This window comes from Flavobacterium sp. DW-iso2 (assembly GCF_058725285.1).
Map to the genome: position 1 here is coordinate 13,728 of NZ_JBZXDY010000030.1, position 19,540 is coordinate 33,267.

Here is a 19,540-nt window from a genome sequence, read left to right on the forward strand (position 1 = left end):
CCCACAGGCAAACAGGAAATTAGATTTCCCAAACAAGTTTAAAGTACAACCCTGTTGGGTTAGCGCAATATATATAATTTTAAAGCCGTAAGGTTTGATTAAAATACCACATTTATGAAAGCAAAAAACTACCTATCACACTTTATAAAAGAGGTGTTGAATATTACTGGACTTTGTACCCAGCCCGCAAATACTTTTATACAAATGGTTGCAGTTGGGGTCATTAATGTGAAAGAGAATGTAGTTTCGCATTTCAGAAATAAAACTATTTTTTTTAAAACAGCTTTATTCTTCGTAGTATTCTTGCTGAATTCAGTGTCCTATGGTCAGAACCTTAAAGCCTTTGCTCCTAGGTTCAATAAAGATTTAAAAGGGGACATGCTTTTAATTGGGAACAATATTCTTGGCAAGAATAATTCTGATTTTAATGATAAAGCAGTATACAATTCTAATGTCGATATGAAATATATTGACATTGACAGTGATGCAACTACTTTTAATTCTAGTAGTGCTACTTTGACGGTGCCAAATTCTTCAGCTCCAAACCCGCCATGTTTCAAAATAGTTTATGCAGGTTTGTATTGGGGTGCGATCTTGCAATCAGGTGTTAGAACAGAAATAAATAAAGTAAGACTAAAATTACCATCTGGTGGATATAATGATATTACAGGTCAGATTTTATATGATGCCGATACAACTCCAATAGGAGGCAACAAGCCTTACGCTTGTTATGCAGATGTAACCGCATTAGTGACGGGAGCAACTAATCCAAATCCTCAGGGTACTTATACCTTGGCCAATGTCGTTACTAGTACTGGATCTAATGGAGGTACAGGACTTACGGCAGGTTGGTCATTATATATTGTTTATGAAGATCCTACTTTACCTGCTAAAGCGATCACTTCTTTTGATGGTTTTAGTGGTATTACAGCAGCTACTGGAACATTAGATATTCCTGTTTCAGGATTTAGAACGATTCCTACTGGTCCTGTAAGGGCTAAATTCGCTTTTTCGGCTTTAGAAGGAGATAATCCTATTAAGGGGGATTATTTAAATATTAATGGGAATGCAATTAGTGCTACGAATGCTGCAAATAAAGTTATTAGACCCAGCAATAATTTTTTCAATAGTAGTGTGACTTATATTGATCCCGTAACTGGAAAAACGGAGGATTTTTTTAATAGAACCCCCGCTAGTGCTAATACTTTGGGATATGATGCAGGAATATTGAATATAGATAATCCGGGTAATGCAATAATCGCAAATGGAGCTACATCAGCTACTATTCGTTTAGGGACCACCCAAGATACTTATTTTTACTATTTTAATGCTATTTCGTTAGAGATTATAGAACCTAAAATTGTACTTACCAAACAGGTTTTTAGTGATCCAGCATTTAAAAATGACATTGGTAATGGTAATGTTGGTTTAGGTGATTTCTTGTTTTATAAAATTGGTTTTCAAAACATTGGTAATGATGCGGCAGATGTTTATACAATTAAAGATGTTTTACCGATAAACATTTTATTTGATCCTGCGAATATCGTTGTCCCTAATGGTTCAGGAATAACGTATGTATATACCGCTGCTAACCGTACAATTATTTTTACCATTCCTAAGACTTTGGTCGAAATTGCTGACCCTCGTTATGAGATTTCTTTTAAAGTGCAAGTAGTTCCAAATTGTAATGATTTAAGTGATGCCTGTTCTGATAAAATACAAAATCAAGCTTTTTCAACTTATCGAGGCGTTATTAATACCACTCAAATTACTGAGGATCCTAGTTTATCCGCTTTTTCTGCGTGTTTGACAAATACCCCTTCAGCAACTAATTTTTTAGTTGGAGTGGATGGTTGTAAGTTTACCAAAAGTTATCAATTATGTGGAGCTTCAGTAGTTTTAACTGCAGCCAATGGGTATAGTACATATTCATGGTCGACCAGTTCGACAGGTTCACCTGTAATTGGTACTACGCAATCTATTACGGTTTCTGCGCTTGGTACTTATTATGTTCATAATACAGCCATTGCACCTTGTCTGTCTATTGATCAAGAGGTTACTGTAAGTCCTTTCGGAGCTACAACAACAAATCCAGTAATTCCTTTTGCAGATCAAACAGTTACTTGTCCCAATAATGGAAAAAAATTACCTAAAATATTTTTATGTGGTGCTAATGCGACTCGATTAATTAGAACAGGTATTACAGATGCTACTTCGATTTCTTGGGAGAAACTAGATGAAGCCAGTTGTGCCGCTGTTACAAATGGGGACTGTGCGAATGAAAATGTAGCTTGTACTTGGCTACCGATCGCTACAGGACCAGATTATACTGCAAATACTTCAGGACAATTTAGGCTTGTAATTAATTATAGTGGCGGATGTTTTAGTCGTTATTACTTTAATGTGTTTCAAAATTTATTGAATCCTAACGTTAAATCTACTGATGTTATTTGTAATACAAAAGGAGAAATAACTGTTGGGGGTGTGCCGTCAGGTTACGAGTATAGTCTTAATGAAACAGGTCCTTTTGTTGCTGAGCAAAAAGTGTTTTCTAATTTGTCTGCTGGAACTTATACGGTGTATATTAAACAAACCGGTGTTACTTCTTTTCCTTGTGTTTTTTCGGTTCCTGGAATTAGTATTAGAGAAAGAAATTTTACAGTTTCTACTTTTGTTTCTCAACCTTCTTGTAATGGAGATAAAGGAGCTATAAAATTAGCTGCCAATGATGTTCGTGAACAATATTATTATAAGATTTATCAAGGCGCTACTCTAGTAGATCAAGTTGGTCCAATACTAGCATCAGATTATACATTCTCTAATCTAAATGCCGGTACACAAGTAAGCCCAATTAATTATAGATGGGTAGTGACAACCGAAGATGGTTGTTCGCTAACAGGTAATATTGATTTAAAAGAACCAGAATTATTAACTGCTAAGTTGACATTAACAACTCCATTAACTTGTTCGGATGGCGAGATTACTATTTCTCCATTAGGAGGAACCGCTCCATATTCATTTTATGTAAATAGCACTACCGTTTTTCAAAGCAATCTAGAAATTCCAGTTACTTTACCGTTACCTCCTGGTGGAGTCTATAATGTAAAAGTGGTAGATTATAATAACTGTGTTGCTAATGCTTCGATAACAGTGGCCCAAATTCCTAAACCAGTTTGGGAAGTTAAAGGGACAGATATAAAATGCTATGGAGATAATTCAGGGCAAATCGTCTTTAATGTGACCAATACCAATGGCTATACAGTAACCTATAGTATTGATGGTGGTTTGACGCCTTATGTATCAAGCAATACCTTTTCTAACCTTATCGCAGGGACGACCTATTCTCCAAAAATTAAATATTCTTTGAATGGGGTAGACTGTTTCGATACTAAACCAAATATAACCCTTACACAGCCCTTTGCAGCCTTAACCGCTTCTGCGGGAGTTTCTGAACTGGCAGGTTGCGGACCGGCAGGTGAAGGAAAAATAAGAATTACCAACCCACAGGGGGGTGTCGCGCCTTACGAATATAATTTTAATAATCCATCAAATCCGTCCGATTGGTCTACGGTTAATGATGCATTCAAAGCTCCGGGAACTTATACAGTGTACATCAAAGATGCAAACGGTTGTATTTATGCCATGCCTAACATCACAATTGATCCAGAACCAGTTGCGCCAACGATAAGCGTAGACAGCCCGGTATTTAATTGTAACGGTTCAGCAACAAGTACTGTTAAGGTAACTAATCCCGGAGGAGTAAATTATAGTTATGAGTACTTAATAGATGGAGTTCCTAATACGCCAGCCACTAATAACGTGTTTAATAATGTGCCTTCAGGACCTCACACCATAACCGTAAATTATAAATTGCAGAGCGTTACTACCTATAGTAATTTATTGTTTGAAAGCTTTGGATATGGAGATGATACTACTTCACCTGGAATTAACACCACTTTTTATTGCTTTGAAAGACAAGTTGCAGCAACACAATGTCAAAATAGTATTGTAATCCAAGATGGAGATTATTCTGTTACAGCAAAAATTGTTAGTCCTTATGGTCCATGGATTCAGCCTGGAGATCATACTCCTCCAACGGTTCCTGCAACTCCAAAAGGACGATGCTTAGTTATTAACTTAGGAGATAAAATTGCGAAGACTGATATCATATATCAAAAAGTAATTAGTGATATTATTCCTAACCAGCCCATTAATTTTGAGTTGTATGCTAAGAATCTACTTAAAACAGGTAATACACAAATAAATGCAGATTTATTAGTAGCACTTGTAGATGCTTCGGGAACCGAAATTTCTTCATTTTCAACAGGTGATATTCCGAAAACACAATTATGGGAAAAATACCCTAAAACTCCGATAACTCTTAACCCAGGAGCAAATACCACTTTAAGATTTATTGTTCGTTCGATTAAAAGCGATACTAATGGTAATGATGTTGCCATAGATGATATTAGAGTATACCAATTACCAAAAGCTTGCATTACCAAAAAAGATTTCCCTATTACAATTGATTCAGGAAAAGCTTTTACGGCTGCAATTACGGGCTTTTCAAATCTAAAATGTTCGGGGTCTGATGACGGTACAATCACAATTGCAGCTCAAAATTTTGATGTGGTAAAAGGATTTGATTATTCAATAGATAACGGAGTAAATTGGATAAATTCTAAAACATCTCCGATAACGATATCAGCATTGCCTGCAAATACGTATTCTATCAAAATAAGTTATGATAAAGCAAACACGACCAATTGTTATTTTGATGTTAAACAACTAATTACTGCACCGGTAGTGTTAAAAACTGAAGCACTTGTAACCAAACCAGCAACTTGTATAACAGGGGCAACCATTACAGCTAGCTCTACTGGAGGGACAACAGCATATACTTATGAATTATGGAATAGTACTAATACAACAATTATTAAACCATTACAAAGCACAGGTGTTTTTACTAATGTAACAGCTCCTGGCAGTTATTCTGTTCGTGGATACGATGCGAATGGTTGTACTGATAATACCGACAACGCTATCACCGTAGACGCTCCAACTGCACCAATAGCTGCTATTGTTCCAGGAACAAATAGGTGTTTTGACCCAATAACAGGTGCCAATATTACGGTAGATATTTCAGGTGGAGTAGGACCGTTCAGTTATCAAACCAGCACGAATGGAGGTACTTCATACAGTGGTTCTAGTGCTAGTTTTACAGGACTAACTTTTACTTATAATGCAACTGTAACGGGTACTTATACCTTTAAAGTGACAGATACCAATGGCTGTTTTAGTACAGTTAGCCAAGTTATTAATGATAAATTAACAGCAAATGCAAATGTAACTACTGATCTTGATTGTGATGTAGCACCTGATAATGAAGCCGTAATCAAAGGAACTATTTCTGGTGGGACAGGGCCTTTTACTGTTGTTAAAACAGTTGGACCTGGGACAAGTACTCCTGTAATAAGCGGAGCTACTTTTACTTATACTACAGCGGTCTCTGGTGCTTATACTTTTGAAATTACGGACGCTATAGGTTGTACAACAACGACTTCGGCTACTATAAATGCATTAGTGGCGGTTACTGCAAAATCGACAGTAACTGATGTTACTTGTTATGAAGATGGAAATGGAAGTGTAATTCTTGAAGCTTTAACTGGTGTTGCACCATATACTTTTCAAATTACTTCGGGTACAGCTACTCCCGCTTCGTCCACTAATACAACTGCGACTTACTCTGATTTAGCCGGTTCAGTAGCAGGGAGTAACTATACTTATACCGTAACAGATAAAAAAGGCTGTACTTTTAACGGTTCTTTTACGGTAAAACAACCAGATGCTATTGTAGCCGGTGCCAGTATCACAACAGCGTACACCTGTACTAGTCCAGCAACCATAACTGCTACTGTAACTTCTGGTGGAAACGGAGGCTTTAAATTTGATTTGTACAGAGGCACTACATTAGTTGCAAGCAATACTACAGGGATTTTTAATAATTTATCTGTTGCAGGAAGCTATACTGTTACATTTACTGATAGCAAACTATGTTCTGTAACAGAGCCAGCGGGTACAATTTTGGCATTAAACCCGCCTACAGCAATGACGCTTACCCCTTCAGCGGTGACTTGTCCTGATAATACAGCTACTATAACAATCACCAATGTAATAGGCGGCACAGGAACTTTATCTTATAAAATAACTGCGCCAGCTGCGGCCACTATTAATATTACAGGTGCTAATACTGGAATTTTTACTGATTTGCCTGCCGGCCTTACCTATACTTTTGAAGTAAAAGACGCAAATAACTGTACCTATTCAAAACCAGTTACTATTAATGCATTACCAACTATTGCAGTAGCAGTAAAATCTAAAAATGATGTAAAATGTCTAAGTGAATCTAATGGAAGCGCGATTTTTACTGTTTCTGGCTTGGGTAATAACACAGCATATTCTTACACCATTGATGGTGGTACACCTGCAACAACAGGAGCTTCACCTGCAACAGGAACTTCATTTGATATTACTGTGACAAGTTTAAGTGCAGCTTTACACACGATTGTAGTTACGAATACTACTACTACATGTTCTGCAACACAAACAGTTACTATTGCTGCACCAGCTGCTTTTTTGGATTTAGATTTTATAAAAATTACTCATGTTACTTGTAAGGCCAATGGTACCGCAGAAATTAAGGCTAAAGACGGTTGGGGTAGTTATACTTATGCCGTGACACTAGCAGGAGCGCCTATTGCACCAAGTATTCCAAGTAATAAATTTATCGATTTAGTTGCTGGCGATTATATATTTACAGTAACGGATTTAAATGGCTGTGTAATTTCGGATACTTTTACAATAGATCCTGTAGTAGCTGTAGTAGCAAGTATAGATCTTATTGCTTCAGATTTTTGTTATAACCCTACAACAGGGGCAACAATAGTGGTAGATCCTAATATGCAAACCAATTATGTGTACAGTATTAATGGAAGTACACCAAAAGCCGACGGAACCTTCTCAGGATTAATCCCTGATAATTACACTGTAACCGTAACTGACATCGTTACAGGATGTAAGCTTGTTTTGCCTGTGGTAACAATTGCACTGCCATTAACAGCAAGTACTGATTTATTAGCTGATTTAGATTGTGAGGTAGCACCCGCATCACCAGATGCATCTATCCAAGTGAATATCGCTAATGGTTATCCTGATTATAAATACAGAGTTAATAATGTAGGAACTCCCTTTTCAGGAGGCTATACTACACTAGGAGTCGGTATTTCAACATTTACATCTCCTGCAGCAACAGCGGGAACCTATTATTTTGAAATCACAGATGCTAAAGGCTGTACTACTGTAGTAAGTAGAACAATCAATGCACTAGTAAAACCTGATTTCTCAACTACTCAGGTTAATGTAAAATGTACCGGTGCTGCTACAGGAACAATTACAGTATCAGGAATTCCTGCAACAGGAACCTATACATATATTCTAACACCGCAAGCTCCATTGCCAGCTATTCCAGTAACCCAAACGACAAGTATGTTTAGTAATTTATTGGCGGGAACTTATAAGGTTGTTGTTCAAGATGCTAAACAATGTCTATCTGATCCAAAATTTGTTACAATTATAGAACCGGATCCATTAACAGCTTCTGCTATTGTTACTACTACCTTAAGTTGTGGTGCTGGTAACGTTTCGCAAGCAGCAGTAATTACAGTCACGGCCGCTGATGGAACTCCATTTTCAGGACTCAAACAGTACCGCTACGATTACGGCGACGGTAATGGTTTTGTAGATTCAAATACCTATTCAACAAATACAGCGGGTATTGTAAATATTACTGTAAAAGACGCAAATGGTTGTTCAGTAACAACCACTGCCAATGTTATTGCATTAAATCCACCTACGACATTAGCGTATAATCAAGCTAATCTGATTACTTGTGACCCTGCTAAATTAGTTACGGATTTAAAAGTAACAGTTACTGATGGAGTAGCACCCTTTAAATTTGAAATTACCAGTACCGATGCAGTACCGGCACCAGCACCAGCAACAATGGTTGCAACTGGTATTGCAACCCAAGACCATACTTTTAGCAATTTATATCCAGGAAATTATTTCTTTAAAGTTACTGATGCTAATAAGTGTACTATTACAGGACAATATAAAATCGACGCAGTAGTGCCTATTACAGTAGGTGGCGCTTTAGTAGCAGCAGTAACTTGTAATGCTGTTGCCGACGGTAAAATTAAATTCACCATTGGAGGAAACGCAACAGCATATACGTATGAACTCAGAAATACAGCTAATGCTGTTATTACAGGTGGCGTACAAGTAGGGAATGTAGTAAACTTTACTAATTTACCAGGAGGAACTACTTATACCATTACCGTTACGAACCCAACAACAACTTGTACTAGTACTGCTTTTGTTACTCTTGCAGAACCTACAGCCATTTCAGCTTTTGCTGCTGATGCTTCTAAGGTGTTTTGTTCAAAAGTAATCTCAACTATAAAGCTTACAGCAACTGGAGGAATTTCTCCATTGTATTTTGCACTTATAAAACAAGGAGATCCAGCAGCTGTTTTCCCTACCGATTATAATACCACAGGTATTTTTACAAAAGACACTAGTGTTGATGGTTTACTTTATACGGCTTATGTAGTTGATAAAAATGGTAATTGCCCGCAGACTATTCCAGTATCAGTAGTAAGTGATACTGCTCCTACTATAGTTCCAGTTACTGTAGCTTGTTATGCAGGAAGTCCTTTTACAGTTACTGTTTCAGGAACTGTTTATAGTGGTACAGCTCAATATGGAATTGGTACTACTGCAACAAACATCGTTTACAATACTACTGCAACCAAGACTATTTCAGGGCCAGGAACCTATTATCTAGGAGTTAAAGATGATAATGGTTGTGAAGCGAAAACAACAGTATTGGTTAACAATCAATTGACTATCAAAGCAGTTTTAGATAAAAATCTTACTTGTAGTTTTGTAGCACCATTTACTTCAAATGATGCGCAAATAACGTTGTCAGCCGCTGGGGGTAACAGTACGTACACTTATGACTATAAAGTAGGTACTGCAGGAACCTATTTCCCTGTAGGTGGTACTGTTTATTCTCCATCTATTGCTGGTGATTATTATTTTAAAGTAACTTCTGGAGGTTGTAGTTTAGAAACTACGGTACCGGTAAAAGTTACCATACCAGTATTGCCTGTAATAAATAGTGTCACGCAAACACAATTTATAAAATGTCATGGAGATGAAACTGCCGCTATCAACATTGATATCGATAATTCAAAAGGAGTTCCTGCATTTGTATTTAATGTTCAGCAATATTCAGATGCTGCTTATTCATTACCAGTTAAAAATTATGGTACACAAACTTCAAGTTTAGCTGCAGGGTATTATACCGTAACAGTTACAGATGCAAAAGGGTGCACAGATACTAAAAACCTTTCTATTACTGAGCCAACGAAAGTGTTTTTCACTTATAGTAAAAATGAAATTATATGTAGCGGGAGCGGTACAACACTAGGATCTATTGTAGCCACACCCACCGGAGGTTCAGGTGCCTATAACTATGTTTTGACAAATAATGTAGGAGCAACTGTAAATTCCCCAACGATTGTTGGAGGTGTCTACTCTTTTGATATTGTTAATTTTGGTATCTATGAATTAACTTTTGCTGATGCAAATGGTTGTAGTCATAAAGAAATAATTACGATGGCATCCCCACCAACAGATTTAACCATCGATGTGAACACAGGCCCTGCATCTTGTAGCTCTGCGACAATTGTAGTAACGGTTAATCCATTGGTTGTTGGAGGACCTTACCATTTTGCATTGTTTCCCATAATTTCGGGATCAGCACCTCCTTATGATTATGCAACAAATATGGCATCTTATCAAAATGCTGATGCAGGTTTCCCTTTACAAGCTACTTTTACAGGTTTAAACCCCGGTGTAATCTATTCATTTATTGTTCATGATGGAGCTACTCAATGTTATTACTTTAAACAAGCAACTTCACCAACACTAACGAGTTCTACTTTAACAAGTACTATACCAGTGCCAAAAAATGTAATTTGTAAAGGAGGTAATGATGGTTTGGTAGATTTTAGTTTTACTAATACTTACCCGGTAATAACGGATGTTACCTACCAAGTGTTTAATTCACAAACTAACTTACCTGCAATGACGGGAGGAGCAACTCCTACAACTATTATAGGTACTACAACGGGTTTAACAGGAACTGTAACAACTCCAATAACTGGTTTTGGCCCATTACAGCCAGGTACTTATTATATATTATTCAAAGAATCTAGCGCTGGTTCAAATAATGGTTGTACCAATGCTTCAACGACTTTTACAATTACAGAATCTGCTTTTGATTTATCAATAACTGCGTCTTCAATTAAAAATGCTAATTGTATTGATCAGGGTGTAATTACGGCTCAAGCCAAAGATGGAACTGCTCCTTACACGTATCAAGTAACAACTTCGGTCACTGCTCCACTATCTTCAGATACCAACTGGGTGTCAGGAAATACATTCAATAGATCAGGTTCATTAGGAACTGGAACTACTTATTACGTATATACCAAAGATACTAACGGATGTATTAAACAAACGAATGTCGCGGTGATATTAGATCCAGAACCAGTTTTTGCATTAGCAGTGACTGATCCTTGTGCTGGCGAAGGAAATTATGAAGTAGTAGTTACAGTTACTGACGCTTCACCATCTATGGCTTCTTATTCAGTGAGTGTCAATGGAGATGATTTTGTTGCGTTTACAGGTCTAAGCTATACCGCTTCAGGATTGAATTCTGGAGGACAAACAATTATAGTTAAAAATAAAAATGGTTGTCCAGTAACACAAACAATTAATATAACAGCGACACCTAGTGCTATCGCCTATGTATCTCAAGTTTTAGATTGTTCTGTTACTTCCACAGCTGTTGTAGATGCTACCATTACCATTGATATTACGAATGGCACTGGTGATTTTAGCTATGCCGTTAAAAAAGGAGCTGCCGCATTTACAGCCCCTAATCCAGTTGGAGCTGGTCTTACAACATTTACATATACAGTAGCTGCAGCAGATGCAGATACCTATATTTTTGAAATTACAGATGCTAATGGTTGTAGTGTTCAAACAAGTATTGTTAGTATTGATGCTATTGTTCCTATTGTTCCAAATCCTACATTTAAAGAACCATTGTGTAATGGCGACGCTAATGGTGTAATAACACTTACGGCTGCAGGAGGAAAAGGTAATTATACTTATACATTACAACGTACATCGCCCTTACCTGTAGTTGTATTACCATCACAAGGTACTCCTGATTTTACAGGACTAGTTGCAGGAGACTATTATTATGCTATAACTGATGAGTTGGGTTGCGAAGTTAATGGTACGGTAAATCTAACAGAACCTGCAGCGGTTACAATTGGAACTCTACCAGTAATTACAGGTCTAAGCTGTGGTGCTGGTAATGCAGCTCAATCCGCGACGGTAGATTTATCTTCTGTAGGTGCAGGAGGTTCAGGATCATATTTATATAGTTTTGATGGAAGTGCATTCAGTAAAGTAACATCGTATACTGTAGATAATAACAATGCAGATCAACTTAATATTCCGTTTGCTATTCAAGATGAGAATGGTTGCGAAATTGGTGGTACAGTGGATATCTTCAAATTGAATCCGCCATCTAATTTTGATATTAATCAAGCCAGACCAATTACTTGTACTGATTTAAATACGGATGTTACTATTTCAAATGTAATAGACGGTGTAGGTACATCGACCTATCAAATTATTTCTCCTATTTCAGCAGCAATTGATATGGGTACTATTGCAACATTTTCTAATTTAACACCTGGAAACTATGTATTCCAAGTAACAGATGCAAATGGTTGTGTCAAACAACTACAATATGAAATTATAGATGTTGTTACAATTGATATTGTTGAACAATCAACAACTGGAATTACATGTTTGACAGCAACAGATGGTAAAGCAAGTTTCTTAGTATCTGGTTTTGGTACAGGAGTAGGAACTTATCGTTATGAAGTGGATGGAACTGCAGTTGCAGGTACTTTTTCAACGCCAACTATTGATTTGGTTAATTTAGCTGCAGGACCGCATACCGTTGAAGTTTTCGATAGTGCTACAGACTGTGCTAAACTGATCAACTTTGCCATAGCTGGGCCAGCAACAGCTTTAACGCTTGATCCATTAGTTGTTACACCTTTAGGTTGTACGACTACTGGAGCAGTAACAATAACTGCTCAAGGCGGCTGGGGTGATTATTTGTATCAGGTAACAGAACCAGGTGCTACTGTATTGCCAACGAACGCTTCAGGAATTTTTGATGGTTTGACTAAGGTAGGAGTCTATACTATTCTGGTAACTGATGCTAATGGTTGTCAAATAACTACATCATTTGAATTATTTACTCCAGTTTCCCCTGTAGCAAGTGTTGATGTTACTTCAGACATCTGTTACGATGGGACGAATTTTGCAACGATAGTGGTTAACGCTACATCTGCATCTCCATTTATCACTATAACTGATCTTTATGAGTATAGTATTGACAATGGTCAAACATGGCAAACCACCAATACATTCTCTAATTTAAGTCCTGGGGATTACACTGTGACCGTTAGAGATAAATTTGGTTGTATCGATGCAACACCCGAAGTGATTACTATTAACGCGCAGCTTTTTGCTAGTGCAGTAATGACTAAAGAGATTTATTGTACCGTTGGAAATGAAGATGGTATCATTACAATTTCTGCTGTAGGTGGTTACTTAGGTTACAGTTATACTGTTAATAAGGATGGAGCGGGAGCTAGTGCACCAATTCTTTTTGCTACTCCTACTGCTACTTTTACTGATTTTACAGTAACAGCTCCAGGAAGTTATGAATTTGTAGTTTATGATGCTAAAGGATGTTCGTATACGATTGTAAATGCAGTAGTGATGGTAGATCCTACTCCAGTTACTTTTACCGCAGTTCCTACATCACCAAGTTGTACAGCAACACAAGGTACTATTGACAATGGTAGTATTTTGGTAACATTAGCTGCAACTAACGACAATCCGGATTATACTTACACGCTAACGCCAACTGCGCCAGCGGGTAGTGTTAAAACACAAACCAACAATGGTTTATTTACCGGTTTGTCTGTCGGTATGTATGATGTTACGGTTACTTCCGCCAGAGATTGCGCGCTTACAAAACCAGTTGAGATTATGGCTCCAATTACAGTTGTAGCTGCAGCGAGTGCTTCTGCATTTAGCTGTTCGACTGCAAATACTTTCAACGAAACTGTTGTTACAGTTACAGGTTCAGGAGGAGCAGGTACAGGTTTAGTTACTGATTATAAGTATAGTAAAAACGGAACAGATTGGAAAACAACAAATACTTTCAATGTTATTGATAATGGAGGAGCTCAAAGTTTAACTTATTATGTTAAAGATGCAAACGGTTGTATAGATGATGATGCAATTATTATTGCTGCTTTCCCTAAATTGGTTTCGGCAGTCGCAACTCAAGTAACAGCAATTGATTGTTCGAATGGTGCAGAAGATATTTTTGTAACTATAAATGGTGGTACAAATACTCCAAGTGCTTTCACCTACCAAGTCTATAAAGATGGCGTATTAATTCCAGGGTTAGTCCCAGTTACTGGATCGACCTTTAATTATAATGCTACAACGGCAGGTAGTTATTATGAATTTGAAATTTTCGACAATAATACCAGTTGTAGTATAAAATCGGATATTTATGATGTGCCAGTATTCAATACGATTAATGTCATCGCTACAACTAGTGCGAATGCAAAATGTAATACGGATGCCAATGGTGCTATAGAAATTAACATCACGGGGTATACAGGAGCGTACACTTATGAAATTTACAATGGAGCTGCTTTAGCATTTTCTGGATCAGGAACTACGACAACAAATCCATTTGTATTGCCTCACGGATTAGTGGCGGGAATGAATTATACTGTAAAAGTGATCGAAACGGCTTATCCGTCTTGTCCATTTACTTCTGATCCCGTTGTAATAACAGAACCTGTTGTCTTAGTCCTTAGTAATGTTATTACTGTAGTGAATAAAAATTGTTTTAATGATGCTACAGCCACCGTGCCTATTACATCTGTAACGGGTGGTACACTTGGCTATACTTATGCATTTGCTCCTAACTTAACACCATTTGCAAGTCTTGTTTTCACTACTTCAAACACAGCAACGATACCAACAACAGCAATAAGTCCAGCTACTGATGCTTGGGATGTTTGGGTAAAAGACGCTAATGATTGTACAAGTAGGCAAACAATCCAAGTAACTACTGATCCATTGCCAACAATTACTTCGGTAGTTGCTGATCAATGTCCTAGTGCTACTGGAACATACAATATTACAGTTACCGCAACGTCTTTTAACGGTGATATAGAATACAGTTTAGATGGAAATAGTTTCCAACTTAATAATAATGTCTTTACAGTGAGTTCACCTGGAGATTATTACGTTAGGGTGCGTGATGCAAATCAATGTACTGTAAGTGCTGCAATTCCAGTTACAATACTAGAACCATTACAATTAAAAGCGCCCTTTACAACTCCAACCTGTACTAATGCAGATGGTGTAGTTACCCTAACCGCTTTGGGTGGAACAGGTATAGGAACGAACTATGAGTACAGCACAGATGGAATAACTTATGTTCCGTCGAATGTATTCTCTAATTTAGCACCTAATACGTACACTTTCTATGTAAGAGATACCGGCACTGTAGATTTATGTACGAAATCAGTTACGGTTATTATAGATGCTCCAAATACGGTGATTGATTTTGCTTTAAACAAAACAGATGTTAGTTGTAAGGGAGGAAATGATGGAACAATTACCGCAACTTTAGATACACCAGCTCCAGGAGTAAACAATAATCCGCAATATACTTTTGCCTTAACAGGAAAAACTGTAGGTGGTGTAGCAGTGACCATTCCAGCTCAAGACTCGCCATTGTTTACTGGATTAGAGGCTTCAGACATTAATGGCTACACCGTAACGGTAACATCAGGTAGAGGTTGTGTGGTATCGTTAATTATAGATGTAATAGAACCAGCATTAATTACGGTTCCAGATCCAGATGTTGTACAATTTGGTTGTACAACAGGAAATACGGGCAACCTTGCTACTATAACAGTTGATCCTACATTAGTTGGAGGCGGAACAACACCGTATTTGAATTATGAATTCATCAAAATAGGAACGACAAATACGCAGGTTCAATTTGGAGCCAGCAATGTCTACACCGAAGCGAATCTTTTAGGAGGTTCTTATATCGTGAATGTGTATGACAGTAAAGGCTGTATTGGTACTACAACGAATACAATTACTATTGCACCATACGTCGCTTTGGACAAACTAAGTGTGAATATAGATACTCCTATAACTTGTTCGAATCTTGAAGTTATCACCGTTACCGCTACTACAGTTGTTGGAACAGCAACGAATTTAGAATATAGTGTTCAAGATGTGATTTATGATTCTACGACCACACCTCCAACGGAAAATAAAGGAAGTGTTTATTCTTCAGGTCCAAGCAATACCAACGTATTCACTGGATTAGGAGTAGGGAATTATTTAATTACTGTTAAAAATCTAGATACCAATTGTGAAATCCAAGGGGTTCATTATGTAAACAACCCAAATACTTTTGAACTTAAAGCTTCTAATGTTGTAGATCTCAAGTGTTTTGCAGATACTGACGGAAGCGCAACAATCACTTTCACTGACAGAGTAATTACTGCTACAGATCTAGATCAAGCAGGAATATTTGATTATACGGTTAAAGACGCTAGTGGAGCTGTCGTGATTTCTATGACAAGATCAACAGGAGTAACAGCAAATATTACAGGCTTAAAATCTGGTGTGTATACAGTTGATGCTACATTGGTTGGTTCTCCTTATTGTACAGTGTCTACTAGTTTTACCATTAATGGGCCAACGGAAGTTTTAGATATTACCGAAACGCATACTCAAATTACTTGTATCTCAGGTAACAACGATGGTTCGATTTCAGTGACGGCTACCGGTGGATGGCCAGGAGGTTATGAATACCAATTAATTAAAGATGGTACACCAGTAGGTCCTTATTCTGATGTAACTGAGTATACAGGCTTAACGGCTGGTGTGTACACGATAAATGTAAAAGACAGCAAAGGTTGTGTAGATACAGCTACTGTACCTTTAGTAGTACCTACGCCAATTACGTTTACGACAACAACGGGTCCACTGCTTGTAAGTTGCTACGGAGATACTAGCGAAATAATTACAGTTGGTACACCAACGGGTGGTTCAGGTGATTATTTATATACTTTGATCACTACTTTGGCTGATGGCACCGTAACGAGTAACGGACCACAGGCAGCCAATACATTTCCTAATTTGGGTGTTGGAAGTTATCAAGTGAAAGTATCTGATTCTTGGACTTGTTCTACACTATCGGCTCCTATTAAAATTGATGAGCCAACTGTCGTTAAAGCGAGTTTAGTAGTTGCAACTACCCAAACGTGTTTATTAACTCAATCCACACTAACCTTAACGGCAACTGGAGGAACAGCGCCCTATACATACAGTGTAGATGCCGCATTTACTAGTCCTTCGACACCATTTAATCCATCAGTACTAATTTCGGTACCTGTGGGAACGTATCGTTACTATGTAAAAGATGCTAATGATTGTGTAAGCTATGTTTCTAATGATATTAAAATTGATCCAGTGCCTACATTGGTAATTAACCTAGATGTAACAAATGCAGTGGTCAATTGTAAAGGAGACAGTTCAGGTGTCATAGTAGCCAATGCTCAGGGTGGCTTAGGCAATTATGTTTACTCCTTAGTCGACGCGGCAGGAGTTGCTATTATTCCAACACCAACACAGTCGACACCGGGTAACTTTACCTTTCTTCCGATAGGGACTTACTATGTTAAAGTGGTAAGCGATGATTGCGATAAAATAGAAGGTCCTGTAACGATAACTGAACCTACGACGGGAATTAGTGCAACTTATGCGGTAACAGATGTAAGTTGTGAAGGATTAAATAATGGTAAAATTGTTATAACGGGTTCTGGTGGAACTGGAACAATACAATATGCTATTTCTCCTATATTTAACCAGTTTTTTAACGACGGTACATTTAATAATCTTAAGCCTGGTTTCTACGATATCATTATGCAAGACGAGAAAGGTTGTACATTTCCGCTTCCACAATTTGAAGTAAAACAGCCAAGCTCAATAAATATTGTGACAGTACCTGGTTCTATAATCGAAGAGTTGTGTTTTGGAGATAAGGATGGTTCTTTTGATATCGATATTACTGGAGGAACAGCTCCGTATAAAGTGAGTATTGATAAAACGGTTGATTTGGTTAATCCAAACTATGTAACGCTCACTGTTGCTGACATGCCTTATACCGTTGATCAATTAACTGGTGGCGATCATACCGTTTATGTGGTTGATGCCAATGGTTGTAATGCAGAATGGCTTGTAACAATGGCTCCATCGGTGAAACTAGCACCAATTGCGACAGTAGAGTATGGTTGCTTTAATAACGCACCTAGTAATACGGTAACGGTGACTGTCGATGCAAGTATTACCGATCCTGCGGATGTTGATTACGCATTAGTTTTAGACGGAATCGTATCGAGTCCTTTAGTTTATAAAATGAGTCCGGTATTTTCTGATGTACCACCAGGAAATCACTTTATTAGAGCGAGACATAGTAATGGTTGTGAAAAAGATTCTAACGATTTCACGATTGATATTGTTCAGCCTTTAGCACTTTCGATTGCTGATGGTGGATTGAATGAGATTGTGGCTACTGCTACTGGAGGTTCTGGAGGATATCAATATACTTTTAACGGTGAATCTACTGGAAGTGACAACAAGTATATTTACTATCGTTCTGGTGATTATACGGTCACGGTAACGGATGTGTATGGTTGTGTGGCTTCGGCAACGAGACCGTTTGAATTTATTGATATCAAGATCCCGAATGTGTTTACGCCTAACGGGGATGGTTCTAATGAAACATGGACTCCTACTAATACCGAAAATTACAAGGACTTGTCCTTCTATGTTTATGATCGTTACGGTCGTAAACTGGGTACTTTCAGACAAGGACAGTCTTGGGATGGTAAATACAACGGAAACGAACTACCTTCGGGAGATTATTGGTATGTTTTAAAACTTAAAAATGAGAAGGATGCACGCGAATTTGTAGGTCACTTTACGCTTTACAGATAAGTAAAGAACCTATTCTCACGATATAAAATTAGTACAATGAAAAAAATTATAATATCATTTTTTCTTTTGGCTGTTTCCTCAGGGTACAGCCAAGAGCTAAATTTGCCCGTAGCTACTCAATACTTGGCCGATAACCCTTTTGTTATTTCGCCTACGTTTGCTGGTATTGGTGACAACCTTAGAATTAGAGCCAATGGGATGACTCAATGGGTAGGCATAAAAGACGCTCCTGAAAATCAATCTTTGTATGCTGATTTTAGGATAGCAGATCAGTCTGGTGTTGGTTTTTCAGTGTATAATGATAAAAATGGATTCACCAGACAAACAGGGGCCAAAGTCTCCTTTGCACACCATATTATCTTAGATTATTATTCTAAGCAATACTTATCCTTTGGTATATCTTATAACATTAATACCTTTAAAATTGACATAGGTGCCTTTGATCCAACTGATCCAGACCCTTATATTACTAACAACAGATACAATGCTAACAACAATTTTGACGTTGGTTTATTGTATAGAAACAAGGATTTTTATTTGAGTTTCAATGCCAGTAATATCTTAGATAAAAACATCGATAAGTCAAATAAAATTGAGCCTAGTCTACTTATAAATTATCAAATTTACTCCGGGTATGTTTTCTCGAATAGCAATTACAACAGGGCAGAAATTGAACCATCGGTTTACTATCAATTGTTTGCCAGTGATGGAAGATCTAGTACGGATCTTAATGTAAAGTATCGAAAGTACAATCGCGATGATGATTATTATTGGGCCGGAGTTTCATATCGTTTTCTTAACGATCAGATAGGAAAGCCATTAAATCTTGGGCCAATGGCTGGTTTCAAGAAGTCTGGTTTTTATTTTGGATATTCGTATCAAATGACACTTAATGAGATTGCGGGATACAATACCGGAACACATGTAGTTACTGTAGGATTTGATTTCCTTCAAGGAATCAGTAATTGTCCTTGTACACAAACTCCAGTGCACGATTAATACAATTTGTCTCATGGATATTGCAAACTCGATCTATTTTAAAATAGGTCGAGTTTGTCATTTTTAGGAATTCCATACAATTGATGTATGGGGAAAAGAAAGGCTGATAATGAATTCAATTACAACGATTTCGTTGATATAAAACCGTTTTTTTTGTTTTTTTCGAATTTAGAAATACGCTAAATGCTTTATATTTGTG

Annotated in this window: 2 protein-coding genes; both read left to right on the forward strand. The window is 37.4% G+C overall.

Annotated elements, in window-relative coordinates:
- Window positions 1–114: 114 nt before the first annotated feature.
- Complete coding sequence (locus AC4PRO_RS16070; protein ID WP_492118098.1) at window positions 115–18,342, forward strand: T9SS type B sorting domain-containing protein; 18,228 nt, start codon at window positions 115–117, stop codon at window positions 18,340–18,342.
- A gap of 36 nt (window positions 18,343–18,378) precedes the next feature.
- On the forward strand, window positions 18,379–19,341 hold the full coding sequence (locus tag AC4PRO_RS16075) for a PorP/SprF family type IX secretion system membrane protein (RefSeq protein ID WP_492118099.1): 963 nt from the start codon (window positions 18,379–18,381) through the stop codon (window positions 19,339–19,341).
- Window positions 19,342–19,540: the final 199 nt, after the last annotated feature.

Bases quoted from the DNA above. Each gene is read 5' to 3' on its own strand.
- AC4PRO_RS16070 (WP_492118098.1), top strand. From the start codon at position 115: ATGAAAGCAAAAAACTACCTATCACACTTTATAAAAGAGGTGTTGAAT.
- AC4PRO_RS16075 (WP_492118099.1), top strand. From the start codon at position 18,379: ATGAAAAAAATTATAATATCATTTTTTCTTTTGGCTGTTTCCTCAGGG.